Source organism: Variovorax sp. PAMC 28711 (assembly GCF_001577265.1).
Taxonomy (GTDB): Bacteria; Pseudomonadota; Gammaproteobacteria; order Burkholderiales; family Burkholderiaceae_C; genus Variovorax.
On sequence record NZ_CP014517.1, the window covers coordinates 1,681,788 to 1,707,594 of the forward strand.

Annotated in this window: 26 protein-coding genes and 1 riboswitch; of the genes, 14 read left to right on the forward strand and 12 right to left on the reverse strand. The window is 67.5% G+C overall.

Annotation, left to right across the window (positions count from 1 at the left end; genetic code table 11):
• Position 1: 1 nt before the first annotated feature.
• A complete protein-coding gene (mntP, locus tag AX767_RS08385) occupies positions 2-568 on the reverse strand; it encodes a manganese efflux pump MntP (protein WP_068630351.1) in 567 nt (188 codons plus the stop codon).
• Positions 569-585: 17 nt separating this feature from the next.
• Positions 586-753: riboswitch (yybP-ykoY riboswitch) on the reverse strand.
• Between the two features lie 76 nt (positions 754-829).
• Here mntP and AX767_RS08390 point away from each other — a divergent pair.
• Positions 830-2,302 carry a sulfatase-like hydrolase/transferase gene (locus AX767_RS08390; protein WP_068630352.1) on the forward strand — a complete coding sequence of 491 codons (1,473 nt, stop codon included), beginning with the start codon at positions 830-832 and terminating at the stop codon, positions 2,300-2,302.
• 10 nt (positions 2,303-2,312) lie between these two features.
• Here the strand turns inward: AX767_RS08390 and AX767_RS08395 are convergent, their stop codons facing one another.
• From AX767_RS08395 to AX767_RS08415, 5 genes are all read right to left on the reverse strand, one after another.
• On the reverse strand, positions 2,313-3,089 hold the full coding sequence (locus tag AX767_RS08395) for an esterase/lipase family protein (protein WP_068630353.1): 777 nt from the start codon (positions 3,087-3,089) through the stop codon (positions 2,313-2,315).
• A 70-nt stretch (positions 3,090-3,159) separates the two neighbouring features.
• Positions 3,160-3,792 (reverse strand): TetR/AcrR family transcriptional regulator, encoded by a 633-nt coding sequence (locus tag AX767_RS08400; RefSeq protein WP_068630354.1) that lies wholly within the window; start codon positions 3,790-3,792, stop codon positions 3,160-3,162.
• A 6-nt stretch (positions 3,793-3,798) separates the two neighbouring features.
• Positions 3,799-4,236, reverse strand: a complete 438-nt coding sequence (locus AX767_RS08405) for a phasin family protein (protein ID WP_068630355.1) — start codon at positions 4,234-4,236, stop codon at positions 3,799-3,801.
• 50 nt (positions 4,237-4,286) lie between these two features.
• Entirely contained in the window at positions 4,287-4,760 is a 474-nt protein-coding gene (locus AX767_RS08410) for a hypothetical protein (protein WP_210392587.1), read from the reverse strand.
• A gap of 136 nt (positions 4,761-4,896) precedes the next feature.
• Positions 4,897-6,528: a WS/DGAT/MGAT family O-acyltransferase gene (locus tag AX767_RS08415; RefSeq protein ID WP_068630358.1), complete on the reverse strand. Its 1,632-nt coding sequence runs from the start codon at positions 6,526-6,528 to the stop codon at positions 4,897-4,899.
• 128 nt (positions 6,529-6,656) lie between these two features.
• Between AX767_RS08415 and rocF the strand changes: the two genes are divergently transcribed.
• Both rocF and AX767_RS08425 read left to right on the forward strand, forming a co-directional pair.
• Positions 6,657-7,571: an arginase gene (gene rocF, locus AX767_RS08420; protein ID WP_068630363.1), complete on the forward strand. Its 915-nt coding sequence runs from the start codon at positions 6,657-6,659 to the stop codon at positions 7,569-7,571.
• 92 nt (positions 7,572-7,663) lie between these two features.
• Positions 7,664-8,047, forward strand: coding sequence for a response regulator (locus AX767_RS08425; protein ID WP_068630367.1), 384 nt, complete (start codon positions 7,664-7,666; stop codon positions 8,045-8,047).
• A gap of 1 nt (position 8,048) precedes the next feature.
• On the opposite strand, the gene AX767_RS08430 is transcribed toward AX767_RS08425, so the two are convergent.
• From AX767_RS08430 to AX767_RS08445, 4 genes are all read right to left on the reverse strand, one after another.
• Complete coding sequence (locus tag AX767_RS08430; protein WP_237288597.1) at positions 8,049-8,678, reverse strand: DUF2242 domain-containing protein; 630 nt, start codon at positions 8,676-8,678, stop codon at positions 8,049-8,051.
• 76 nt (positions 8,679-8,754) lie between these two features.
• Positions 8,755-10,029 carry a Glu/Leu/Phe/Val family dehydrogenase gene (locus tag AX767_RS08435; RefSeq protein ID WP_068630373.1) on the reverse strand — a complete coding sequence of 425 codons (1,275 nt, stop codon included), beginning with the start codon at positions 10,027-10,029 and terminating at the stop codon, positions 8,755-8,757.
• Between the two features lie 102 nt (positions 10,030-10,131).
• Entirely contained in the window at positions 10,132-10,416 is a 285-nt protein-coding gene (locus AX767_RS08440; RefSeq protein WP_068630375.1) for a hypothetical protein, read from the reverse strand.
• A 44-nt stretch (positions 10,417-10,460) separates the two neighbouring features.
• The gene (locus AX767_RS08445; protein ID WP_068630376.1) at positions 10,461-13,442 is read right to left on the reverse strand and encodes an L-glutamate gamma-semialdehyde dehydrogenase; all 2,982 of its coding nucleotides are present in this window, start codon (positions 13,440-13,442) and stop codon (positions 10,461-10,463) included.
• Positions 13,443-13,531: 89 nt separating this feature from the next.
• Here AX767_RS08445 and AX767_RS08450 point away from each other — a divergent pair, with 89 nt between their 5' ends.
• Complete coding sequence (locus AX767_RS08450; RefSeq protein WP_068630378.1) at positions 13,532-14,002, forward strand: Lrp/AsnC ligand binding domain-containing protein; 471 nt, start codon at positions 13,532-13,534, stop codon at positions 14,000-14,002.
• On the opposite strand, the gene AX767_RS08455 is transcribed toward AX767_RS08450, so the two are convergent.
• A complete protein-coding gene (locus AX767_RS08455; protein WP_068630381.1) occupies positions 13,991-14,896 on the reverse strand; it encodes a LysR family transcriptional regulator in 906 nt (301 codons plus the stop codon). The two genes, AX767_RS08450 and AX767_RS08455, sit on opposite strands and share 12 nt — an antisense overlap.
• A 102-nt stretch (positions 14,897-14,998) precedes the next feature.
• Between AX767_RS08455 and AX767_RS08460 the strand changes: the two genes are divergently transcribed.
• From AX767_RS08460 to AX767_RS08495, 8 genes are read left to right on the forward strand one after another with little or no spacing between them, the layout of a single operon-like run.
• Positions 14,999-16,720: an acyl-CoA dehydrogenase family protein gene (locus tag AX767_RS08460; protein WP_443082769.1), complete on the forward strand. Its 1,722-nt coding sequence runs from the start codon at positions 14,999-15,001 to the stop codon at positions 16,718-16,720.
• A gap of 30 nt (positions 16,721-16,750) precedes the next feature.
• A complete protein-coding gene (locus AX767_RS08465) occupies positions 16,751-17,728 on the forward strand; it encodes a Bug family tripartite tricarboxylate transporter substrate binding protein (protein ID WP_068630385.1) in 978 nt (325 codons plus the stop codon).
• 39 nt (positions 17,729-17,767) lie between these two features.
• Entirely contained in the window at positions 17,768-18,748 is a 981-nt protein-coding gene (locus AX767_RS08470) for a tripartite tricarboxylate transporter substrate binding protein (RefSeq protein ID WP_068630388.1), read from the forward strand.
• Positions 18,745-19,995, forward strand: coding sequence for a CaiB/BaiF CoA transferase family protein (locus tag AX767_RS08475; RefSeq protein WP_068630390.1), 1,251 nt, complete (start codon positions 18,745-18,747; stop codon positions 19,993-19,995). The genes AX767_RS08470 and AX767_RS08475 overlap by 4 nt, the downstream gene beginning before the upstream one ends.
• Positions 19,992-20,444: a PaaI family thioesterase gene (locus AX767_RS08480; RefSeq protein ID WP_068630392.1), complete on the forward strand. Its 453-nt coding sequence runs from the start codon at positions 19,992-19,994 to the stop codon at positions 20,442-20,444. The genes AX767_RS08475 and AX767_RS08480 overlap by 4 nt, the downstream gene beginning before the upstream one ends.
• The gene (locus AX767_RS08485; protein WP_068630394.1) at positions 20,441-21,601 is read left to right on the forward strand and encodes a CaiB/BaiF CoA transferase family protein; all 1,161 of its coding nucleotides are present in this window, start codon (positions 20,441-20,443) and stop codon (positions 21,599-21,601) included. Before AX767_RS08480 ends, AX767_RS08485 begins: the two co-directional genes overlap by 4 nt.
• A gap of 35 nt (positions 21,602-21,636) precedes the next feature.
• Entirely contained in the window at positions 21,637-22,302 is a 666-nt protein-coding gene (locus AX767_RS08490; RefSeq protein ID WP_068633488.1) for a helix-turn-helix domain-containing protein, read from the forward strand.
• Complete coding sequence (locus AX767_RS08495) at positions 22,299-22,847, forward strand: GNAT family N-acetyltransferase (RefSeq protein WP_068630395.1); 549 nt, start codon at positions 22,299-22,301, stop codon at positions 22,845-22,847. Before AX767_RS08490 ends, AX767_RS08495 begins: the two co-directional genes overlap by 4 nt.
• On the opposite strand, the gene AX767_RS08500 is transcribed toward AX767_RS08495, so the two are convergent.
• A complete protein-coding gene (locus AX767_RS08500) occupies positions 22,810-23,538 on the reverse strand; it encodes a YggS family pyridoxal phosphate-dependent enzyme (protein WP_068630396.1) in 729 nt (242 codons plus the stop codon). The two genes, AX767_RS08495 and AX767_RS08500, sit on opposite strands and share 38 nt — an antisense overlap.
• A gap of 47 nt (positions 23,539-23,585) precedes the next feature.
• Here AX767_RS08500 and AX767_RS08505 point away from each other — a divergent pair, with 47 nt between their 5' ends.
• Complete coding sequence (locus AX767_RS08505; protein WP_068630398.1) at positions 23,586-24,629, forward strand: type IV pilus twitching motility protein PilT; 1,044 nt, start codon at positions 23,586-23,588, stop codon at positions 24,627-24,629.
• Between the two features lie 13 nt (positions 24,630-24,642).
• Positions 24,643-25,779 carry a PilT/PilU family type 4a pilus ATPase gene (locus AX767_RS08510; protein WP_068630400.1) on the forward strand — a complete coding sequence of 379 codons (1,137 nt, stop codon included), beginning with the start codon at positions 24,643-24,645 and terminating at the stop codon, positions 25,777-25,779.
• The last annotated feature ends 28 nt before the right edge of the window (positions 25,780-25,807 follow it).

Here is a 25,807-nt window from a genome sequence, read left to right on the forward strand (position 1 = left end):
CTCAGAGCGCCGTGAGGTGCTCGTAGAGGATGACGGCGCCGATGCCGATGAGCAGGATGCCGCCGATGGCTTCCGCCCAGCGACCGGCGATGTTTCCGAGCAGCCGCCCGACCATCACGCCGATGGTGACCATCGCGAAGGTGGCCAGGCCGATGGCGGCGGCGACCGGCAGGATGTTCACGTCCAGGAACGCCAGCCCGACGCCGACCGCCATGGCATCGATGCTCGTGGCGAAGCCGGTGATCGCCAACAGCCAGAAGCCGTGGCGTGTCGGCTTCTCGGCCGTGGCGTCCGGCGCCTTCAACGCGGCCACGATCATCCGCAGGCCCAGCACGCTCAGGAGCGTGAAGGCGATCCAGTGGTCCCAGTCCTTGACATAGCTCGAGGCCGCATAGCCGAGCGCCCAGCCGATGAGCGGCGTGATCGCCTCGATGACGCCGAAGATCGCGCCCGTGCGCAGCGCCTCCGACCAGCGGGGTTTCTGAAGCGCGGTGCCCTTGCCGACGGCGGCCGCGAAAGCGTCGGTCGACATGGCCAGGGCCAGCAACGCGGTGGAAGCGAAATTCATGTGGGAAACGTTTTCCGGCCGGGCGAGGACGCAAAGGCACGCCACCCTGCCCGACCTGCGTCGTGGTGACATGCCGATGGTCTCGCCAACCGAAATACGGTTGCCTGCGCCACGGCATGAAAGATGCCGAGTGTGTTGACGCAGGCGCCTTCGAAGAAACGAAGGCCGGCTACTCCCCAAGGGAGCGGCGATTCTAGAGGGCTTGCCCGCCATGAGGGCGCTCATCGCCGCGCCCGGTCGCGCTGGCAGAATTCCGCGCCCATGCCCGACATCCCCAGCCAAAGCTCAGCCGCCGCGCCCGGCCCCCACCGGCAGACGCTGCTCGCATGCGGCGCCGTGGGTGCCACCGTGTTGACGCTGATCGCCCTCGGACATGATGGCCGGCGGGTGGCGCAACTCCTCGCGCTTGCGCTGCCCGCGCTTGCATGGCTGGCCTGGCCGGTGCGCAGCGCCGCGATGCACCGGACCCGCAGCGTGGTCGTGTGGCTGTGGGCGATGGCTTTCACCGTCGACGGCGTGACGCGCGCCTACCTGCTCGACACCTACCAGGCCGCGCCCGACAGTTCGCTGATCCAGTCCGCGGCGGCCAACACCAACGGTCGCGAAGCAGGCGAATACCTGTCGATGCACTGGCGCGCGATGCTGGTGTGGTCGTCGGCGGTGCTGCTCGCGGGACTCGTCATCGCAAGATCGACGCGGCTCGGCGCACGCGGGCCGGCCAACCTGTCGCGCTGGACCGTCGTCGTGCTGTCGGCCACGCTGCTCCTGGGAAGCGTCGCCTACCTCAGCAAGCCCTGGCGCCGGCTGCACCCGGTCATGTTCTGGACCCAATGGAGCCAGTCGGTCCTGGCGCTTCGCGCGGGCTGGGCCGACCAGCAGCGGGAGCGCGATGACGCCATGGCCCGCGCGAGGGCGGCTGCGCCGTTCATTGCGCAGCACGGCCCGGCGACGGTGGTGCTCGTCATCACCTACAGCATCAACCGGGACAACATGGCGCTCTACGGCTATCGGCGTGCCACCACACCGCGGCTGCTCTCGCACAAGGCCCAGCTCGAAGACCAGATGCTGGTGATGCGCAATGCCTGGTCGGTCGACGCGAGCACCCTGCCCTCGCTGCGCAACATGTTCAATTTCGGGCTGCCGCAAGACCAGCAGCCGCAGCATGTCCTGGCACTGGCGCGAGCCGCAGGCTACAAGATCTGGTGGATGAGCAACCACGACGACGTCGCGATCGAACAGCAGCATGCGCGGCTGGCCGACGTCGTCGATATCGTGAACCGCACACCGGGCCGGGCCGGCGCCTCGCTCGACGGCGAGCTGCTCGACTGCGTGCAGGAAGCGCTCGAAGACCCGGCCGAACGCAAGCTGATCGTGGTGCATCTGATGGGCGCGCACCCGCACTACAGCCTGCGCTTTCCCGAAGGCGCCAACCCGTTCGACGACACCATCGACGATGTCGAACAGGGGCTCAAAAAGCAGGGCCGCTCCGCCTGGGTGCGCAAGTCCCGGCAGGAATACGACTCGGCCTTGCTGTATCACGACTTCGTCGTCTCGGAGACGCTGCAGCTGACCCGCAAGGTCGGACGCCCCGATGGCTATCGGGCCTGGATGTACCTGTCGGACCACGGGCACATCCAGTGGCAGGGCAACACGACCGATCGCAATGTGCTCGACGCCGACTACCGCTGGCAGCCGCCGACGCTGCCGTTCGGCGTGACGTCATTCGTCGATTGACAGCAACGGGTCAACGGCCCTTGCGAAGCGGGTCCGGATACACCAGCGGCCCGAGCAGCGTGCGATTGAAGGGCTTCCAGTCGTCTTCCGGCTGTGCCAGGCGGTCCGCCAGCGCGTAGAGCACGGCTGGGTGTGCGCCGAGCCCGATATGGCTGGCGATCACTTCGATGTTTTCCGCCTGCGGGCCATTCTTCTCGACGCTGCATTGCCAGGCGACGACGCCGTCGGTGCGGCTGAAGATCGAGGTGGTCGGCACCGGCGGCGTCGGACTCACGTGCTTCATGCGCTTCGGGTCCTCGGCGCTCTGGCCGCTCACGCCTTCATACACGCGCCAGGCGTTGGTCGACCTCGGGCTGCCGGAAAACGGGCTGCCCAGCGTGATCACGTTGCGCACCAAATGCGGATGCGCCGTTGCCAGCATCCGCGCGTAGACGCCGCCGAGGCTCCAGCCCACCACGCTGACTTTCTGCCCGCTCTCGTCGTTGAGCTTCTGCAACAGGGCGACCATTCCTCTTTCGACGCCTTCGCGCGGGCCAAGATTGCGGCCGAGGCCCCAGCCGTGCGCGTCGTAGCCGCGGCTCTTGAGGTAGCGGCGCAGGATACCGGTCGACGAGTCGCTCGCGACCAGCCCCGGCAGCACCAGCACCGGATGACCATCTCCGCGCGGCGTGAGTTGGAGCAGCGGCCACATGGCGATGCCTGCACCGGTTTCCCACAGCGCGCGGACTTCGCCGAGCAGCAGCAGGCGCGACGGCGGGGCGATCTCTGGGTGGGTGGCAGTGGACATGAATCTCTCCTATGGATCGGGGTGAGGATGCGGGGCCGGTCGGCGCGCCCAAGTGGGACAGCGGCTTTGTTTATCCGAGGTATTTGCCGCGCAGGTAATCGAGGTAAGCCCTCGATTCGCTGGAAACGTAGGGAGAAACCAGCGTGAGTGTGTAGAAAGCCGCGAGACCGGGGTCGGCCTGCGCCAGCGCATCGCGCCCCGGCACGAGCCGCTCGAAGGAGAGCCAGCAGGTGGTGGTGAAGACCATCTGGAGTGCCAGAATGCGTGCCTGCTCGGCACTGGTTTCGATGACGCCCGATGCCACGAGGCCTTCGCACAGCGTTTGCGCGGCGAGCAGGTTCTGCGCGGTCAGGTCCTGCGCCCGCTGGCCGAGCGCCGGGTACTCGCTCGCGAGGAACGCCATGTCGCGATAGATGAACCGGTACTCGTTGATCGCCTCGAAGCGCAGATGCAGCGCAAGCCACAGGTCGTCGATCGCGGTGATCGGGGTCGACGAGCCGTTCAAGCCGTCGAGCCGTTGTTCGAAGCGCCGAAACAGCCATTCGACGATCAGTTGCTTGGCCTTGAAGTGGTAGTGCAGGTTGCCCGGGCTGATGCCCATTTCGGCCGCGATCTTGTGCGTCGACACCGCCGCCAGCCCTTCTGCATTGAACAGCGCGAGGCTGGTCAGCAGGATGCGATCGCGGGTGCTGGGCGTGGCCACGCTCGCTCAGCGCTTGCGCTTCGGGGCGGGCACCCCATCGGGCGCCGTCGTCCGTGCGAGCTGTTGGCGAAGCTGCCGCACTTCGTCGCGCAGCGCCTGGACCTCGTCGGCCGTCGGCATGCCCAACCGTTGCAGGGCGGTGGCGACGCGCTGGTCGAACACGTCCTCGAACTTTCGGATGCCGAAGGTGTCGAGCCCGGGGAAGGCGCGCGGCGCGTCGGCCTTCTGGATGCCAAGCAGGCCTTCGATCACGTTGTGCTGACGGCGCGCGACGTCGTCGCGCACGCTACCCAGCGCCTTCAGGCCTGCGCGCAGCAGGCCTTCGGCGGTCTTCTTGGCGGCAGGGGCTGCAACGGCTTTGTTCCCCGCCGCAGTCTTTCGTGTTGCCGACTTCCTGGCCGGCGCCTTCTTCAGTCCGACCGTTCGATCCGGGCGAGTCGCCATGCGTTGTCCCTTTGTTGGATACCGAAAAAAAGCGACCCGCGCCCGGTGGATCAGACGGCCTTGCGGACAGCGCGACGAACCGTCTTGGCCTTGGCCTTGACGGTGCGCACCACCTTGGCGGGCGTCGTACCGCTCACGCGCACTTCGATGGCCTTGGCCCCTTCGGCGACCTTGTCGGCGAGCTGGGCCGACAGCGTGGCGATCGGCAGGTTCAGCGTGGTGACGGTGTTCATCACCGAGGTCACGACCGGCGATTCGATTTGCGCAGCGCGGCCAGCGACGGCTTCGATGCCGTTGGTGCTGGCGGCGGCGACGCGGTCCATCACGTTCACGACGCGGCTGGTGTCGATGTCCAGGCGGCTGGCCAGGAAGTCGGTGGCCTTCTGCACGCGGGTGAAGCGCGATGCGACGCCGCCGAGCACGCGGTGTGCGCCGGTGCGGTAGGCGCTCACGAGGGTCTTGCCGGCTTCGTTGTACTGACCGATGACGTGGACGGCGACGGAAGAGAGGTTTTGCGTGGACATGGTGATTTCCTTGAAGAGTGAACGGGTTCGCGGGATGCGATGGCCTGATCTTCTCCCCGGGGCGCTAGTCGAACAAAGCTAGAAGCGCCGGAAACTTAGTCCAACTGCCCCATTTTTCTGGCGGCGTTCCATGCGCTCAGGCGGTGGCCGTGGCGCGGGCGCGCTTGACCGGCACCTTTTTCGCCGCTGGCTTCTGTGCCGCCGGCTTGGGCGCGGCCGGTTTCTTCACGGCTGCCTTGGCCGGCGTCTTTTTGGCGGGCGTCTTCGCGACGGTCTTGCGCGCTGCCGGCTTCTTGCGCGCCGCGGCAGCAGCCGGTGCGGCGGGCGCCACGACGGCAGCGATCGGCGCTGAGGCAGCGTTCATCAGATCCATCAGCGTCTTGTGCTCGGCCAGCATGTAGTCGCCGATGCCGGTCACGTCGGGCACTGCGCGGCGGCAGGCGATGAGGCCGTAGTCCATGCGTCCGTTGTAGCTCTGCACCGTGACGTTGAGCGCCATGCCGTGGCTGGCGATCGATACCGGGTAGTAGCAAGTGACCAGCGCGCCCGCGAAGTACATCGGGAACGGCGCGCCCGCCACGTTGGAGATCGCCACGTTGGCGACCGGTGGGATCACGTTGACCAGCCCCGAGCGGCCGATCATCGACGACACGCCCGACACCAGCCAGGGCGCCGCGAACATCGGGAAGTCGTCGAGGATCACGGCCTTGAACTTGTTCATCGTCGACTTCGACTGCGTCGATGAGGCGTTGATCGCCTTCAACCGCGCCACCGGGTCCTTGATGTCGGTCGCAAGGCCCACCAGGATCATGCTGGCCTGGTTATTGGCTGTCTCGTCCCCCGCTTCGCGCAGGCTCACCGGCACGCCGGCCACCAGCGACTTGTCGGGCAGTTCGTTGCTGTCTTTCAGGTAGTGCCTGAGCGCACCGGCCACCGTGGCCATGACGACGTCGTTCAGTGTGACGCCGAAATGTTTGGCGATCGCCTTGGTCTCGGCCAGCGGAATCGTGCGGCCGGCGAAGGTGCGCTGGTTGGTGATCGACACGTTGAACGGCGTGCGCGGTGCGAGGATGTTGAACTTCTTCGCCGCCGTCTTCACGTCTTTTTCGGCGGCCTTCTCCGCCGGCTTGGCAAGGCTGCCCAGCAGGCGGCCAATGGCCGGTGCCATCTTGAAGAGCTTCACGTATTGCTGCGCGGTGTTGCGCAGCGCCGCGCTCGCGAGTTCGGCCATGCCGAGCTGGTAGTTGTTGCTGCGCGCACGGGGGCGCGGCGGGCGCACGGCGCGGCCTTCGGGCGCGAGGTCGAAGATCGCCTTGCCCAGCGCGACGCCGGCCTGGCCATCGATGCCCGCGTGGTGCACCTTGGTGTAGAGCGCGACCTGCCCGCTCTGCAGGCCGTCGATGATGAAGAACTCCCACATCGGGCGGCTGCGGTCGATCAGCGTGGAATGCAGCCGCGCCACGTACTGCTGCAGCTGGCGATTGGTGCCCGGCCGGGGCAGCGAGATGTGGCGCACGTGGTAGTCGAGATCGATGTCCTCGTCCTGCACCCAGACGGGATTGGACAAGTCGAACGGCATGAGCGCCAGCTTGCGCGTGAACACGTCGGCGAGGTGAATGCGTCCGGCCATGAAGGCCTTGGCGTCCTCGTAGAAATCGCCCTTGTAGCCTTCGGGGAGGTCCAGCACGTTGAGCGAGCCCACGTGCATGGGCATCTCGGGGGTTTCCAGGTGCAGGAAGGTGGCGTCGAGGCCGCTCAGGTGATTCATCCGTTGTCTCCTTGTGATCTGTCTCGTTGTTCCGGCAGGATAGCGCGCAGAGGCGCCCAGGGGCACCCCGCGGCTTCGGTGTTTCCACCCGGACGACGGCCTTTTTTGGCTTGAATGAAAGAGAACTCATGACCGCACCCACTCTCGAACTGATCGGCGCCCCCACCGACGTCGGCGCCAGCGTGCGCGGCGCCGGCATGGGACCTGACGCATTGCGCGTGGCCGGCCTGCAGCAGACGCTCGCACGGCTCGGCTATGCGGTGCTCGACCGCGGCAACCTCGCCGGCCCGGCCACGCCCTGGACAGCGCCCGATCAGGGCCTGCGGCACCTCGACGAAGTGGTCGCCTGGAACCGCTCGGTGTACGACGCGGTCGACGCCGCACTCGGTGCCGGCCACATCCCGCTGATGCTGGGCGGCGACCATTGCCTGGCGATCGGCTCGATCAGCGCGGTCGCCTGGCACGCGCGCCGGCGCAAGAAGAAGCTCTGCGTGCTCTGGCTCGATGCGCACACCGACGTCAACACCGGCGACACCAGCCCGAGCGGCAACCTCCACGGCATGCCGGTGGCGTGTCTGCTGGGCCACGGGCCCGCCGCGCTCACTGGCTGGAGCGGCGAACGCGCGGCGCTCACGCCCGATGCGCTGCGCTTTCTCGGCATCCGCAGCGTCGACGCCGACGAAAAGCAGGCGATTCGCACGCTCGGCCTCAACGTGTTCGACATGCGCCACATCGACGAGCACGGCATGCGCCACACGCTCACCGAAGCGCTGCAGGACGTCGACGAAGACACCCACCTGCACGTGAGCTTCGACCTCGACTGCCTCGACCCGGCGATCGCACCCGGTGTCGGCACCGGCGTGCGCGGCGGCCCGACCTACCGCGAGATGCAGCTGTGCATGGAGATGGTGGCCGACACCGGCCGACTCGGCTCGGTCGACGTGGTGGAACTCAATCCCGCGCTCGACGTGCGCAACCAGACGGCCGAGATCGCGGTAGAGCTGATCGAAAGCCTGTTCGGCAAGTCGACGCTGGTGCGCTGAACGGGCGCCGCGGGCGATCGGGTCGGAGGCTGACACGCGATTGCGCCGCGTGTGCGACTGCGTTCGGCGCCCGCTTGGCCTAGAGTCGATGCATGACCGCCACGACTTCCCCGACCGACGCCCCGCCGGCCGCCTTGCGCGTGCTGGTGGTCGAAGACGACCCCGCTGCGCTGGCCTCGACCGTCGAACTGCTTCAGCTGCTGGGCCATTGGGCCACCGGCGTGAAGAGCGCCGAGGTCGCCCGCGACCGCTTCATCGACGGCGCCTTCGACATCCTGCTCACCGACATCGGTCTGCCCGCGCTCTCCGGCTACGACCTGGTGGCGGGACTGCCGGATGGCGCCCACCGCATGCACGTGATCTTCGCGACCGGCCGGCCGCGACCCACCGAGCCGATCCCGGGCACCTTTTGGTTGCAAAAGCCGTTCAGCACCGAACAACTCGAAGCGGTACTGCGGCAGGCCGCCGCGAGCTGACTCAGCCCCGGTTCGGCGAGGTCGGCACCGGATAGGTGGTGGCCGGCGCAGGTGGCGCGGTGATCGGCTCGGGTGGCGGTTCTTCGCCCGGCTTGGTGATGAAGCGGTCCATCAGGCTGAAAAAGCGATCGTAGAAGCGCTCATCGGTGAGGGTTTCGCTGGCCACCTTGACCATCGCGTCGTCGCTCGACGAAAACGGCAGCGATAGGGACCCGATCACGCCAACGCCCACGCTGGCCGAATTGTTGGTTTTCTTCAGGCTGTAGCGGTCTTGCAGCGCGGTGACGAAGGCGATGGTGTTGCGCTGATTGCCCTTGCCCACATCGCGTGCGCACACCGCGCGGAACTCCACTTCGACATGCACCTCGGCGGCCGGCTGGAAGCTCTTGCGGCCCGTGACCAGGTCGGCGTTGGACGCCGTGATCATGTAACCCTGGCTCAGCAATGCGCGCCGTGCGGCCTCGCAGGTTTGCGCCTCGGTCGCGCCGTAGCTGCGGGTGTGCGTGGTGGTGGAGTCGAACTCCTCGGGTTCGTACGAAACGCGGCGCGGCGCGGTGGCCGAGCAGGCTGCGAGCGCGAGCACCGATGCAACAGCGAACGAACCCAGGGCACAACGAACGAAAAGGCGCATGGAAAAGAAATGAGGCATGGACAGCCGGATGCTACCCGCCGGATCACGCCGGCGCCCGGACCAACACCTCGACAGCTCAGGGGTAGAGGCCACGTTCCTGGCGCGCGATCAGGATGCGCTCGCAGGCCACGGCATAGGTGGCGGTGCGCAAGGTGATCTTGTGCTTGTCGGCCGTGTCCCAGATGTGGTTGAGCGCATTCATCATGATGCGGTCCAGGCGCACGTTGATCTCGTCCTCGTCCCAGAAGAAGGACGAGAAATCCTGCACCCATTCGAAATACGACACCGTCACGCCGCCGGCGTTGCAGATCACGTCGGGCACGACCAGCACGCCGCGCTGCGCGAGGATGTCGTCGGCTTCGGGCACGGTGGGGCCGTTGGCGCCTTCGAGCACCAGCTTGGCGGTGGTCTTCTTGGCGCGCTCGGCGCTGATCTGGCCTTCGAGCGCGGCCGGGATCAGGATGTCACACTGCACGTCCCAGAACTGCGCGTTGGGCACCACGTCGCCGCCCTGGAAGGCCGTCGCGCCGCCGGCGGTGCGCGAGATCGGCACCAGGCCGGCGAGGTCGAGCCCCTTGTCGTTCACGATGGTGCCGGTGTGGTCCTGGACGGCCACGATGATCGCGCCCGCTTCCACGAACAGCTCGGCCGCGACCGAGCCCACGTTGCCGAAGCCCTGCACCGCGATGCGCGCACCGCGCAGGTCCAGGCCGAGGCGACGCGCCGCCTCGCGGCCGGTGACAAACACGCCGCGGCCGGTGGCCTTCACGCGGCCGAGCGAGCCGCCGAGGTGCAGCGGCTTGCCGGTGACGACGCCGGTGGCGGTGCCGCCCGTGTTCATCGAGTACGTGTCCATCATCCAGGCCATGATCTGGCCGTTGGTGTTGACGTCGGGTGCCGGGATGTCGGTGTGCGGGCCGATGATGATGCCGATCTCGCTGGTGTAGCGGCGCGTGACCTTCTCCAGCTCTTTCTGCGACAGCTTCTTGGGGTCGACGCGGATGCCGCCCTTGGCGCCACCGTAGGGCAGGTTCACCGCCGCGGTCTTGACCGTCATCCAGGCCGACAGCGCCATCACTTCCTCGAGCGTCACATCGGGGTGGAAGCGCACGCCGCCCTTGCCCGGGCCGCGCGACATGTTGTGCTGAACGCGGTAGCCCTCGTAGTGGGCGATCCGGCCGTCGTCCATCTCGATCGGCACGTCGACGATGAGCGCGCGCTTGGGGCGCTTGAGCGTTTCTGCCCACCGCGCCAGGTCGCCGAGGTAGGGAATCACCCGGTCGACCTGTTGCAGGTAAGTGCCCCACGGGCTGTTGGGCGTGGGACTCACAAAGGACAGTTTTTCGCTCATGAAGAAACCTCGGGTGGATGGATCGTTTGAACGATAGACCTGTCCCTGGCGCGGCGCCAGTGCCTATGCGCGATGCGCAGACGGTTATGCGCGAAACGCTTTTCAGGCCTTGGGGCCTTTGATGATCGGCTCGAGCAATCCACGCAATTGACGCGTACTGGAAGCCACGAGCTGCTCGGCGACCGCCGCGCGGTCCGCCGGAGCCGTCGGCTCGATCACGACACGCAGCACGTTGGCCAGGCAGACGTTCGTCGCGCCGACCACCGAGGGCAGCAGCTCGCGCAACGGCAGTTCGCCCAGCGCCGCCAGGCGGTTGATGATGAGTTCGTAAGCCTCCTGGCCTACCTGGTTGACGAATTCGACGCTCTCTTGCTCGGACATGGCCATGGTGCTTGTTCTCGTGTGAAGTGAATGCGCGAGTATCGCGCCGCTCAATGGGCGCCCAGCCCTGCCAACAAGGCCGCGTTGCCGCCCGCGGCCGTGGTGTTCACCGTGACCGTCTGCTCCGCGCAAAAGCGGTAGAGGTAGTGCGGCCCGCCGGCTTTCGGCCCGGTGCCGCTCAGGCCTTCACCACCGAAAGGCTGCACGCCGACCACCGCGCCGATGATGTTGCGGTTGACGTAGACGTTGCCGACGTGCGCCCGCGACGCCAGCGCCTGCGCGCGCGAATCGATGCGCGTCTGAATGCCCAGCGTGAGGCCGTAGCCCAGCGCGTTGATGCGGTCGATCGCGTCGGCCGGATCGCCCGACCAGCGTGCGATCTGCAACACCGGCCCAAAGATCTCCGCTTTCACATCGTCGATCGATGTCACTTCGTAGGCGTGCGGCGCGATCAGGGTCGTCGCCGCCGACGCCGGGCCGGCGGGCGCCACGAGCACCTTGGCCGTCGAATCGAGGCGCTCGAGGTGGCGGTGGATCGTGTCGGCCGCCTCGCGGTCGATCACGGGACCGACGTCGGTGGAAAGTTCACTCGCATCGCCGGCGACGAGCGCACCGGCTGCGCCATGAATCATCTCGATCACGTGGTCGGCGATCCGCTCGTGCAGCACCAGGAGGCGCAGCGCGGAGCAGCGCTGGCCAGCCGAGCGGAACGCGCTCTGCACCACTGCGTCGACCACCTGCTCGGGCAGCGCGCTCGAATCGACCAGCATCGCGTTGATGCCGCCGGTCTCGGCGATCAGCGGGACGATCGCGCCGTCTTTCGCGGCGAGCGCTCGGTGGATGATCTTCGCGACCTGCGTCGAGCCGGTGAACACGACGCCCGCCACGCCGGACGCTGCGACCAGCGCCGCACCGACGGTCTCGCCGGGGCCATGCAGCAGTTGCAAGGCGTCGGCCGGCACACCGGCGGCCTGCAGCAGCTTCACGGCTTCGAGCGCGACGGCGGGCGTCTGTTCGGCCGGTTTGGCGAGCACCGTGTTGCCGGTGGCGAGTGCGGCGGCCACCTGGCCCATGAAGATCGCCAGCGGGAAATTCCACGGGCTGATGCAGACCCACGGGCCGCGTGCGGTCAGGCGCAGTTCGTTGCTTTCTCCCGTGGGACCGGGCAGCGCGACGGGCTGCATGATCCGCTCGGCCTCGTCGGCGTAGTAGCGCAGGAAATCGACCGCCTCGCGCACCTCGGCGATGGCGTCGCCCCAGGTCTTGAAAGCTTCTTTCACGAGCAACGCGCAAAAGCGCGGCAAGTCCGCCTGGAGCGCATCGGCCGCGTCGCGCAACATCGCCGCGCGCGCCGCGACCGGCGTCTTGCGCCAGGTGCGGAAGCACGCGGCGCTCGCGGCGACGGCACGGTCGGCCGACGCGGCATCGGCCTCCGGCACAGTGGGCACGCGGGTCGACGCGAAGGCGGCGAACAACGGTGCGCGCATCGGCTCGACCGTGAGGTCCAGTCCCGTGCTGTTCGGCCGCGCGGGTGACGGACCATACAAACGGGGCGGCAGCGGGAACGATTCGGCGGCGTCGAACCAGAGCGGCGACACCAGCAATTCGTCCATGCCGATCGACTCGTCGCCGAGCTGGTTCACGAAAGACGAATTGGCGCCGTTCTCCAGCAGGCGGCGCACCAGGTAGGCCAGAAGATCCTTGTGCTGGCCGACCGGCGCGTAGATGCGCACCGGCGCGGTCGTCGTTTTCATCACCTCGCGGTAGATGCCCTCGCCCATGCCGTGCAACCGCTGCAGCTCGAACGGGGCATTCGCACGCTTTGCCATCTGCAAGATGGCCGCGATGGTGCCAGCGTTGTGCGTGGCGAACTGCGGGTAGATGGCGTCGGGCGCGGCCAGCAGCGCCCGCGCGCAGGCAAGGTAACTCACGTCGCTGTGGTGCTTGTGGGTGAAGACAGGGTAGTGCGGCAGGCCGAGCTCCTGGGCGCGCTTGATCTCGGCGTCCCAGTAGGCGCCCTTCACCAGCCGGCACATGAGGCGCAGCTTGTGTTTGCGGGCGATGGCGATGACGTGGTCGATGAGTTCCAGCGCGCGCGTCTGGTACGACTGCAGCGCGAGGCCGAAGCCGCGCCACTGCGGCAGTTCGGCCGCCACCTTCGCGGCCAGCGCCTCGAAGACATCGAGCGACAGTTCGAGCCGGTCGACTTCCTCGGCGTCGATCGTGAGGTTGAGGTTCGATGCCGCCGCGAGCTGGCACAGCGGCCAGACGCGCGGCACCAGTTCGCGCATCACGCGCGCGTGCTGAGCGTCTTCATAACGCGGGTGCAGCGCGCTCAGCTTGATGGAGATGCCGTCGTTCTGCTCTGGCGCACCCGTCCGGTCGGCACCCGTCGCGATCGCATTGATCGCATGAACGTAGCTCTCCAGGTAGCGCATCGCATCCGCGTCGGTGCGCGCGCCTTCGCCGAGCATGTCGTAGCTGAACCGCAGCGCCGCGTGCTTGCGGTGCGCCGACCGCGCCTCGCCCATCGCCTCGTCGATGGTCTGGCCGAGCACGAACTGGCGGCCGAGCAGCTGCACCGCGCGCAAGGTGGCGGCAACGACCGTGCGGGCGCCGAGCTTGGCCATCAGGCCCGGCGGGTGGTCGCCTTGTCCTTCGTTGTGCGGCAGGAATTTTTTGGACATCGCGATCGCCGACGACGACAGGCGCGAGAGCGCCGAATCCGCCGCGCCGTCGAAATCAGCGCGCCCGAGCTGGTCGGCGGTGAGCGCGATGGCGGTCTCGGCATCGGGCACCCGCAGCAGCGCTTCCGCCAGGCGCATGAGCGCGAGGCCTTCGGCGCTGGAGATCGGGTACTCGCGCAACAGGCTTTCCATCGCCCAGAACGGCGGCGGGTGCTTGCGGACCTGCTGCACCCAGGGCGCGGCGGCCGCGGCGGCGGCGGCGGCCCAGTCGAGAGCGTCGGCCAATGCGGCGAGGCGGTGCGCGACGACGTCGGCTTCGGGGCGATAGGGCGTGGGCAGGCGCATGGTGAGTCCTTGGGTGATGTCGCTACTTTCCGTGTTGTGTCTTCGAATTACTCGCTAAAGAAACAGATATACGCCGGATAATCTTCGGCATGCCAGCCCTTCTCGACCTCGATCGCATCGATCTCAAACTGCTGAATATCCTGCAAGACGATGGGCGGATTTCCAACCTCAAGCTCGCGGAAGCCGTCGCGCTGTCGCCGACCGCCGTGCTCGCGCGCGTCCAGCGCCTGACGCGCGACGGCTTCATCCAGGGTTACGAAGCACGGCTCGACCCGCACAAGCTCGGCCGCGGTTTCACCGTCTTCGTTGAGGTGCTGCTGGACCGCACCACGCCCAACGTGTTCGACCAATTCAAGGCCGCGGTGCAGGTGCGCGACGAGATCATGGAATGCCACATGGTCGCGGGCGGTTTCGACTACCTCCTCAAGACGAAGATGGCCGACATGGCGGCCTACCGTGACTTTGCCGGCACCGTGCTGTGGCAACTGCCCGGCGTGCGGGAGACGCGGACCTATGCGGTGATGGAAGAGGTAAAGAGCTCGACGCGGTTACCCATCTGAGGCCGTCGGCGCGATAGCCGACTCGGTCTGCATCGCCTGCAGGAAGCCCTGGATCAGAACGTTGACGGGCCCGTCGCGCCACACGCCGTAGGCATCGGAGCGCGCCACTTCCTCCTCCAGCGGCCGGAACACCGCACCGCGCAGCGCCGCATGGCGCATCGCGTCGGGTACCAGCGCCACGCCCAGTTCCTGCGACACCAGCGACACCACCGACAGCCAGTGCCGCACCTCGTGGCGCACTTCGGGTCGAAAGCCCGCATCGGCGCAGATCGAAAGAATCCGCTCATGGTAGTCGGGCGAGGCATTGCGCGAGAACAGCACGAAGGGCTCGTCGCGCAGGCCGGCGAGCGACACGGTGCGACGCCGCGCCAGCCGGTGGCCGGCCGGGAGGCAGGCAACGAAGGGTTCCGACAGCAGCAGCATGTGCCGCAGCTCGGCCGGCATGCGGCTGGTGTGGACGAAGCCGATGTCCATGCGGTCGTGCAACAGCTCGGTCATCTGCTCGCCCGAGTTGAGTTCGGCCAGCGTGATGCGCACCGCGGGATGCGCCGCACGAAAGCGGGCCAGCGCCTGTGGCAGCCCGCGATACAGCATCGCGCCGACGAAGCCGATGCGCAGGCGCCCGGCCGAGCCCTGCGACACGTCACGCGCCTCCGTGGCCGCGTCCTCGGCCTGCCGCAGCAGCCGGCGTGCCGACGCCTGCAGCGCAACGCCGGCGGGCGTGAGCCGCACCTCCTTGCTGTTGCGCTCGAACAGCCGCGCGGCCACCGAATCCTCGAGCTGGCGGATGGCGACGCTCAGCGGTGGCTGCGAAATCGCGAGCCGTCGCGCGGCCCGGCCGAAGTGCAGTTCCTCGGCAAGCACGACGAAGTAGCGCAGATGTCGCAGTTCCATGGGGAGCGCCTCACGATAGGCATATCGGATCGAACAAGACCAATTCGATATTAGACAAGAATCGTCGCGGCTTTCAACATGACGGCGAATCAGGAGACAACCATGACCGATTTCGCCGCGCCATCGAGTGCCGCTGGCAGCGCCAGCCATCCCGTGCCCGACCGCCACGGGCAGAACCTGTTCAGCACCGACACCGAGCTGCACCGCCTGCTCGCGCTCTACCTGCCCGCCGACCTGCTGCGCCACATGCAGCCGCACTTCGAGCGCCTGGGCGCGCTGTCTGGCGGTCCGCTCGACGAGCTCGCCCACACCGCCGACCGGAACCCGCCGACGCTCACGCTGCGCACCCGCACCGGCATCGACCGGCAACGGGTGAACAAGCATCCGGCCTACGTCGAGATGGAACGGCTGGCCCTGAGCGAATTCGGCCTGGCCGCGATGTCGCACCGCGACGAGACGCTGGGCTGGCAGGGCAAGATGCCGCCGCTGGTCAAGTACGTGCTGACCTATCTCTTCGTGCAGGCCGAGTTCGGTCTGTGCTGTCCGGTGTCGATGACCGACTCGCTGACCCGCACGCTGAAGAAGTTCGGCACGCCCGAGCTCGTCGCCAAATACCTGCCGCGCCTGACCTCGCTCGACTTCGACGAACTGGCACAGGGCGCAATGTTCATGACCGAACAGGCCGCCGGCTCGGACATCGCCGCCACCGCGACGCTGGCCCATCGAGAGGCCGACGGCAGCTGGCGCCTGCGCGGCGACAAGTGGTTCTGCTCGAACCCCGACGCCGACTTCGCGATGGTGCTGGCGCGCGCCGACGACGGGCTCGCCGGCATGAAAGGCGTGTCGCTGTTCTTGCTGCCGCGCGTGCTGGACGACGGCAGCGCCAACGCCTACCGGATCATCCGGCTCAAGGACAAGCTGGGCACGCGCTCGATGGCCAGCGGCGAGATCCGGCTCGAAGGCGCGGTCGCGTTCCTGGTCGGCGAGGGAGGCCGCGGCTTCGTGCAAATGGCCGACATGGTCAACAACTCGCGCTTGTCGAACGGCGTGCGCGCCGCAGGCCTGATGCGCCGTGCGGTGGCCGAGGCAGAGTTCATCGCCTCGGAACGCCGCGCCTTCGGCCGCACGCTCGATCAGATGCCGCTGATGCAGCGCCAGCTCGACAAGCTGCGCGTGCCGGCCGAACAGGCTCGCACGATGGTGTGCCAGACCGCGCTCGCCCTCGCACGCTCCGATGCGGGCGAGCCCGATGCCTATGCGCTGCTGCGCATCCTGACGCCGCTCGTCAAGTTCCGCGCCTGCCGCGATGCCCGCAAGGTGACCGGCGACGCGATGGAAGTGCGCGGCGGCTGCGGCTACATCGAAGAGTGGAGCGATCCCCGCCTGGTGCGCGACGCGCACCTGGGCTCGATCTGGGAGGGCACCAGCAACATCGTGGCGCTTGACGTCATTCGTGCAGTGAAGCGCGAAGGCTCGCTGCCGGTGCTGCGCGCGCACTGCAAGGCGCTGCTCGACGACGCAGCCCTTGCACCCGCGTTCGCGCAGGCCCTGCGCGGTGCGCTGGCACGCGCCGCCGCGCTCGCCGAAACCGCAGCACGCGAAGGCGGCGACGTGCTGGCCCGCCAGGCCGCATCGGCGCTCTACCACTGCACCAGCGCCATCGCGATGGCCTGGGAGGCCGCGCGCGGCGGGTCCGGGCCGCGCCTGCGCTGGTCGCAGCTGGTGCTGCTGCACCGTGTGCTGCCGCGCGATCCGCTGTCGCCCGATGCCATGCCCGCCGACTGGAATGCCGCGGCCTCTCGCAACGCTGCGGCACTGGCCTGACCTTTGACCCATAACGAACGGAGACATCCCTTGAAACGCTCGACCTTCCTGCTGGCCGCCTGTGCCACGCTCCTGTCGGCCCTGCCCGCAGCCCATGCAGCGGACGCTTTCCCTTCCAAGCCGATCATGCTGGTCGTGCCTTTCCCGCCCGGCGGCCCGACCGATGCGATGGCGCGCACGCTGGCCGCCGAGATGAAGGACCGCCTCGGCCAACCCATGATCGTGGAGAACCGCGCGGGCGCAGGCGGCAACATCGGCGCGGACTACGTGGCGCGCGCCGAGGCCGACGGCCACACGCTGATGTTCGGCACCTCGGGCCCGCTGGCGATCAACAAGAGCCTCTACAGAAGGATCGGCTACGACCCCGTGAAGAGCTTCGCGCCGGTGATCCAGGTCGGCTACCTGCCGAACATCCTGGTGGCGAACCCTGCCCTGCCGGTGAAGAACGTACAGGAGCTGGTGGCCTACGCCAAGGCGCACCCCGGCAAGCTCAGCTATGCGTCTTCGGGCAACGGTGCGTCGTCGCATCTGGCGGGCGTGCTCTTCAACTCGGTGGCCGGCACCGACCTGCAGCACATCCCGTACAAGGGCACCGGCCCGGCCCTGAACGACTTGCTGGGCAACCAGGTCAGCCTGACCTTCACCGACATCCTCACCGCCCTGCCCTACGTCACGACCGGCAAGCTGCGCGCGCTGGGCGTGACCACGGCCGCGCGTTCGCAGGCGCTGCCCGACGTGCCGACGATCGCGGAGCAGGGCTACAAGGGCTACGACGTGAGCGTGTTCTTCGGCATCGTCGCGCCGGCCGGGACGCCCGCGGACCGCGTGACCCAACTCAACCGCGTCTTCGCCGAAGTGCTCAATTCACCGAAGGTCAAGCAGATGTTCGCGTCGCAGGGCCTCGAGGCATCGGCCGACACGTCGCCACAGAAGCTCGGGCAGTTCATCGCGGCCGAGTCGGCGAAATGGCAGGACGTGGTGCAAAAGTCCGGCGCGCAACTCGACTGAAGCCTGGCCCATTCGATTCGAAACAAGGAGACAAGAACCATGAAGTTAATTTCACGCCTGCATGCCGCCGGCGCCGCTTTCCTGGCCGCCGCTGCCCTGCTCGGTGCCGGCGCCGCCACGGGCCAGACCTATCCGCAGAAGCCGTTGACGCTGATCGTGCCGTATGCGGCGGGCGGCCCGACCGACCAGCACCTGCGCGCCGTTGCCGAGGAAGCGGGCAAAACACTCGGCCAGGCCGTTGTTCTGGACAACCGGCCGGGAGCGAGTGGCACCAACGCGGCCGCCACCCTGACGCGCGCCATGCCCGATGGCTACACGCTCGGCGTGCTGCCAGCGTCGGTCTACCGCGAGCCGTACATCAACAAGGTGCCATTCGATCCGGCCACCAGCTTCTCGTATGTGATCCTGCTATCCGACTACGCCTTCGGCCTGGCGGTGAAGGCCGACGCGCCCTGGAAGACCTGGGAGGACTTCGCAGCCGACGCCGCGCGCCGCCCCGGCAAGATCAATGTCGGCGCCACCGGTGCGGTCGGCACGCCGCGCATCGTGATGGACGAGATCGGGGAAGCGGCCAAGCTGCAGTTCAACATGATCCCGTTCAAGGGCGATGCCGAAGTGACCAACGCCATCCTCGGCGGACACATCGATGCCGCGCCGCTGTCGGGCGTGGCTGTGCCGCACATCGACGCGGGCAAGATGCGTTATCTGGTGATGCTCACGCCCCAGCGCGTGAAGCGCTATCCCCAGATACCGACGCTCAAGGAGCTGGGCATCGACACCTCCATCGATTCACCCTACGGCATCGCCGGCCCGGCCGGGATGGACCCCCAGCGTGTGAAGCTGGTGCATGACGCCTTCAAGAAGGCGCTGGACTCCGCCGCAAGCCAGCGCGTGCTCGACCAGTTGAACCAGCCCGTCAACTACCTTGGGCCGGAGGACTACCGCAAGTACGCGCTGGCGACCTCGGCCCGCGAGAAGGAACGTGTGGCGCGACTGCGGGCCAAGGGTTTGATCGAGTGAACGCGTCCGCATCCACGCCGCCGCGTCGTGCGCTCGACGGCGTGCGCGTGCTCGACCTGAGCCGCGTGCTCGCCGGCCCGTGGTGCGCGCAGCTTTTGGGCGACCTGGGCGCTGATGTCGTGAAAGTTGAGAGCCCGGGCCGCGGCGACGACGCGCGCGAACTGGGCGTCGCACTGGACTCGCCGACGCCAGGCCCCGGCCGTGACTCGAACTTCTTCCTGGCTTGCAACCGGAACAAGCGCTCCATTGCCATCGACTTCTCAAAGCACGCGGGCGCCGAACTGGTGCGCACGCTGGTGAGTGACTGCGACGTGCTTGTCGAGAACTTCAAGGCCGGCACCCTGCGCCGTTACGGGCTCGACTGGGACAGCCTGAAGACCATCAACCCCCGACTCGTCTACTGCTCCGTGACCGGCTTCGGACAGGACGGCCCCTATGCCTCTCGCCCTGCTTACGACTTCGTGATGCAGGCCATGACCGGGATGATGAGCACATGTGGCATGCCCGACGGCACACCCAGTGCGGCGCCGATGCGTACGGCAATTCCCGCTACTGATCTCGTCACCGGCTACCAGGCCAGCGTCGCGGTGCTGGGCGCGCTTATCCAGCGAGGTATCACGGGTCGCGGGCAGTTCATCGATGCGGCGATGCTCGACGCCAGCGTCGCCTTCAACGTGCACCTGGCACAGGGCTTCCTGCTCAGCGGCCAAGCCCCGACGCGCCAGGGGAACAACAACCCCATCGCCGCGCCCTCGGGGGTGTTCAAGACCGCCAACGGATGGCTGGTCGTGGCCGCCGGCAACGACCGCCAGTTCGTCAGCCTGTGCAACGTGCTGGGCTGCCCGGCGCTCGCAACGCTGCCGCTCTTCGCGACCAACGGCCAGCGCGTCGTCTCGCGGCTCGCGCTGCACGCGGAGATCGATCCGCTGCTCGCCGCGCACACCACCGAGCACTGGCTGCCACTTCTCGAAGCGGCTCATGTTCCGACCACGCGCATCAACACCATGGACCAGGTGTTCGACGACCCGCAGGTGCTGCACCGCCAGATGACGGTGGAGGTCGACCATGCCAGCGGGCAACGCATTCCCATCCTCCGCAGTGCGCTCAACATGAGCGATAGCCCGGTGCACTACCGCGCGCCGCCGCAGTTGGGCCAGCACACGCACGAGGTGCTGACGCAATGGGCGGCGCTGGACGAAGTCCGGATTGACGAACTGCACGCAGCCGGCGTCGTGGAGGGGCGATGAGCGCTTCGTTCGACAGCGAGGCGACAGGCGAACTGTTCGGGCTGCCAATACCGCTGGCACAGGTGTTCTGCCTGCGCGGCGAGGCCATAGGCCATGACCGGGCACAGGTGCGAATGCCGTTCAACGCGTTGCACACCAACAGTCGCGGAGCCATGCATGGCGGCGCGCTGGCCGTTCTGCTCGACTGCACGCTGGCGAGCGCTGCGCGCGCCCACGACCCCGTCCACTTTGGCGTCGTGACCGTCGACATGACGCTCCACTTCGTCACAGCCGCCAGTGGCGAAGTCGTCGCGTCGGCCTTCTGCGAACGGCGCGGCCGTTCGCTGTGCTTTGTACGCGGCGAGGCCCGCGACGCACGCGGCACGCTGCTGGCGCTGGCCACCGGCACCTTCAAGCTCGTGGCGCGCGCCGCCTCCCCTGACTCGACTTCGGACACACCTTCCGCATGACCGCACCCGCATCCGCACCCCTCACCGCATCGCCCGGCGCCCTCGCCGGCATCCGCGTACTCGACATCTCCCGCATCCTCGGCGGCCCCTACTGCGGCCAGATCCTCGGCGACCACGGCGCCGACGTGCTGAAGGTCGAGCCGCCGCAGGGCGACGACACGCGCACCTGGGGCCCTCCCTTCAAGGACGGCGTGGCTTCGTACTACCACGGGCTCAACCGCAACAAGCGCGTGCAGCATCTGAACCTGTCCACCGGGGAAGGTCGCAGCGCATTGCTCGCGCTGCTGGCCGAGGCCGACGTGCTGATCGAGAACTTCAAGACCGGCACCATGGAACGCTGGGGCATCGGCTACGACGAACTGTCTAAGCGCTTCCCGCGCCTGGTCTGGTGTCGCGTGTCGGGCTTCGGCGCCGACGGCCCGCTGGGCGCGCTGCCCGGCTACGACGCGGCCGTGCAGGCCATGACCGGCATCATGAGCGTCAACGGCGAGGCCGACGGCGGCCCCATGCGCGTGGGTCTTCCGGTGGTCGACATGGTGACCGGTCTCAATGCGGTGATCGGCGTGCTGCTCGCGCTGCAGGAGCGCCAACGCAGCGGCCAAGGCCAGTTCGTCGAGGCGGCGCTCTACGACAGCGGCCTGTCGCTGCTGCACCCGCATGCGGCCAACTGGTTCCTCGACGGCCGCACGCCGCAGCGCACCGGCAACGCCCATCCCAACATCTATCCCTACGACGCACTGGCCACCGGCACCGACACGATCTTCGTGGCAGTCGGCAACGACGGGCAGTTCGCAAGCTTCTGCCGCTGCATCGGCCTGCCCGACCTGGCGCAGGACGAGCGCTACCGGCATGCGGGCGGGCGCTCGGTACACCGCGAAGGGCTCAAGCAACTGCTCGAGGCCGCACTCGCCGACTTCGACGGTCGCACGCTGGTCGGCCAGCTGATGGCTGCAGGCGTGCCGTCCGCGCCGGTGCTCTCGGTCGACGCGGCATTGACGCATCCGCACACGGCGCACCGCAGCATGGTGGTGGAGATGGAAGGCGGCTACCGCGGTGTCGGCTCGCCGGTCAAGCTCAGCCGCACGCCCGCGAGCTATCGGCATGCGCCGCTGACGCCGGGCGATGGTTTTCTGGAGATCGATCCAGCGGCGGGTTGACGATTTAAACCATTATGTTGGAGGACAATTCCAACATGACAGAGAAATCCGTGGCCGCAGACGACATCAACCAGCGCATCGCACGCCGCGTCACCGCGCTGCGTGCCGAACGCGGCCTGTCGCTCGAAGCGCTGGCGGCGCGCAGCGGCGTCAGCCGCTCCACCATCTCGCTGATCGAGCGTGGCGAAACCAGCGCCACGGCGGTGGTGCTCGACCGCCTCGCCGCGGGCCTCGGGCTGGCGCTGGCAGCACTGTTCGAGGTCGAGCGCGCCGCGCCCAGTCCGCTGATGCGGCACAGCGAGCAGCCAGTCTGGCGCGATCCGGCCTCGGGCTACTTGCGGCGCAATGTCTCGCCGCCCGATCACCCCTCGGCGCTGCGCATCGTCGAGGTCGAATTCCCGGCTGGCGAACGCGTGGTGCTCGAAGGCGCCCGGCCCGATGCCGTGCTCGAACAGCAGGTGTGGCTGCTCGAGGGCAAGATTGAACTCCGCCACGGCGGCCAGACCTGGCAGCTGACCCCCGGCGACTGCCTCGCCATGCGGCTCGACGGGCCGCTCGAATACCGCAACCCGACCGATCGGCCGGCTCGCTATGCGGTGCTGATCGCGAACGAATCGGCGCCCATCGGCCGAAAGAGCAGTGCGCCGGGCCACTCCAGGCAAGCACGCACCGCAGCGCGGAGCGCGAAGGCAATCCAATGAGCGATCACATCCACGTCCGCCGCCTTGCGGCGCCCGACGACGCGCAGATCCGCGCGCTGGCGGAAGTCCTCTGCGATTGCGTGGCGGGCGGCGCGTCGGTCAGCTTCATGCAGCCGCTGGCGCTGGACCGCGCCGAGCGCTTCTGGCGCGAGGTGGCCGACGCTGCCTCTCGGGGCGACCGCGTGCTGCTGGTGGCCGAGGACGCCCAGGGCACGATCGTCGGCACCGCGCACCTGGTGCTGGCCCAGCCCGACAACCAGCTGCACCGGGCCGACGTGTCGAAGATGCTGGTGCATCGGCGCGTGCGCCGGCAAGGCCTGGCAGCGCGGCTGATGCAGGCCGTCGAGCATGAAGCGCTGCGCGAGGGCAAGTCGCTTCTGGTGCTCGACACCGCCACCGGCGGCGACGCGGAACGGCTCTACGCCGCGCTGGGCTGGCAGCGCTGCGGCACGATCCCTGGCTATGCGCTGTGGCCGGAGGGCGGCCTCTGCGGCACCACGATATTCTTCAAGCCACTGGTGCAGCCGGCGCCGTTGCCGGCGTGAACGACGGCCGCGCGCCGAAGATGGCGCTACCGATGCGCAGCAGGGTGGCGCCTTCGGACACGGCAGCTTCCAGGTCGGCGCTCATGCCGATCGACAGCGTGTCGAGCGCCAGGCCCCGCGCGTTCAGCGACGCCATCAGTTCACGCAAGGCGCGGTGCGGCGCGCGTTGGGCATCGAGCGTATCGGCCGGCTCGGGAATCGCCATCAGCCCTCGCAGCCGAACGCGAGGCAGCGCCGCCACGGTGCGCGCGACCTCGGCCAGTTCGCCAGGCGCCAGGCCGCTCTTGCTCGCCTCGCCGCTGATATTGACCTGCAGGCAAAGCTGCAGCGGTGGCATACCCCCCGGCCGTTGCTCGCTCAGGCGTTGCGCGATCTTGAGGCGATCGACGCTGTGCACCCAGTCGAAATGTTCGGCCACCTGCCGCGTCTTGTTGCTTTGCATCGGGCCGATGCAGTGCCATTCGAGGTCGGCGCGCAGGTCGGCCAGGGCTTCGATCTTGGCCACGCCTTCCTGGATGTAGTTCTCCCCGAAGGCGCGCTGGCCGGCGGTATGGGCCTCGCGCACCGCCTCCGCCGCAAAGGTTTTGGAGACCGCAAGCAAGTGCACGCTCGCCGGATCGCGACCGGCGGCTGTGCACGCCGTCACGATCCGCGCGCGAACTAGTTGGAGGTTGTCACCAATCATCGTCATAATCACCAAAATCGTATCAAAACGTCACCGATCCATCGAGGACCCCTGTGGACATTACCCAATTGCTGGCGTTCAGCGTCAAGAACAAGGCTTCGGACTTGCACCTTTCGGCGGGTCTGCCGCCGATGATCCGGGTCCACGGGGACGTGCGGCGCATCAACGTCGATGCGCTCGACCACAAGGCGGTGCACGCCATGGTGTACGACATCATGAGCGACACGCACCGCAAGCACTACGAAGAGTTTCTGGAAGTCGACTTTTCGTTCGAGATCGAAGGCCTGGCGCGCTTCCGGGTGAACGCGTTCAACCAGTCGCGCGGCGCGGCGGCGGTGTTCCGGACGATTCCCTCGAAGATCCTGTCGCTCGAGCAGCTCAACGCGCCCAAGATCTTCGGCGACCTGGCGCTCAAGCCGCGCGGCCTGGTGCTGGTGACCGGCCCCACGGGCTCGGGCAAGTCGACCACGCTGGCGGCGATGGTCAACTACCTCAACGAAACCGAGTACGGCCACATCCTCACGGTGGAAGACCCGATCGAGTTCGTCCACGAATCCAAGAAGTGCCTGATCAACCAGCGCGAAGTGGGGCCGATGACGCTGAGCTTCGCGGCGGCGTTGCGCTCCGCGCTGCGCGAAGACCCGGACGCGATCCTGGTTGGCGAAATGCGCGACCTGGAAACCATCCGCCTGGCCATGACCGCGGCCGAAACCGGCCATCTGGTGTTCGGCACCCTGCACACCTCGTCGGCCGCCAAGACCATCGACCGGATCATCGACGTGTTCCCGGGCGAAGAGAAAGACATGATCCGCGCGATGCTGTCGGAATCGCTGCAGGCGGTGATTTCACAGACGCTGTGCAAGACCAAGGACGGCCAGGGCCGCGTGGCGGCGCACGAGATCATGCTCGGCACGCCGGCCATCCGGAATTTGATCCGCGAAGGCAAGGTTGCGCAAATGTATTCGTCGATCCAGACTGGCCAGGGCCAGGGCATGCAGACGCTCGACCAGAACCTGACCGACCTGGTACGCCGCAGCGTGATCAGCGCGGCCGAGGCACGCGGCAAGGCCAAGATTCCCGAAAACTTCCCCGGTTGATTGAAGGACCCTCATGGAACGCGATCAGGCCAGCCAGTTCATCAACGAATTGCTCAAGCTCATGGTGAGCCGCAACGGGAGCGACTTGTTCATCACCGCCGACTTTCCGCCCGCCATCAAGGTCGACGGCAAGGTGACCAAGGTGTCGGGGCAGGCACTGGGCGCGCAGCACACGCTGGCGCTCACGCGCTCGGTCATGAACGACCGCCAGACCGCCGAATTCGAGCGCACCAAGGAGTGCAACTTCGCGATTTCCCCGACCGGCGTCGGCCGCTTTCGCGTGAACGCGTTCGTGCAGCAGGGCAAGGTCGGCATGGTGATGCGGACGATCCCGGCGAAACTGCCCACCATCGACGATCTGGGCATGCCGCAGGTGCTCAAGGAAGTGGCCATGACCAAGCGCGGCCTGACCATCATGGTCGGCGCGACGGGCTCGGGCAAATCGACCACGCTGGCCGCGATGATCGACTGGCGCAATGCGAACTCCTACGGTCACATCGTGACGGTCGAAGACCCGGTCGAATTCGTGCATCCGCACAAGAACTGCGTGATCACGCAGCGCGAAGTGGGCATCGACACCGACAGCTGGGAAGCTGCACTAAAAAACACGTTGCGTCAGGCGCCCGACGTGATCCTGATGGGTGAAATCCGCGATCGCGAGACCATGGAACACGCCGTGGCCTTCGCCGAGACCGGCCACCTCTGCATGGCGACGCTGCACGCGAACAGCGCCAATCAGGCGCTCGACCGGATCATCAACTTCTTCCCCGAAGAGCGTCGCGCGCAATTGCTGATGGACCTGTCGCTCAACCTGCGCTCGCTGGTGTCGCAACGCCTCGTGCCGACCGAGGACGGCCAGGGTCGTATCGCCGCGGTCGAGATTTTGCTGAACACGCCGCTGATCTCCGACATGATCTTCAAGGGCGAGGTCGGCGAGATCAAGGAGATCATGCGAAAGAGCCGGAACCTCGGCATGCAGACCTTCGACCAGGCGCTGTTCGACCTGTTCGAGAACAACGCGATCAGTTTCGAAGAAGCGATTCGCAACGCCGACTCGGCCAACGACCTGCGCCTGCAGATCAAGCTGAACAGCCGGCGCGCGAAATCCGCCGATCTGTCCGCCGGCACCGAGCACTTCGCGATTGTCTGAGGCAGGACGCCACGCCGCGCGCTAAGCT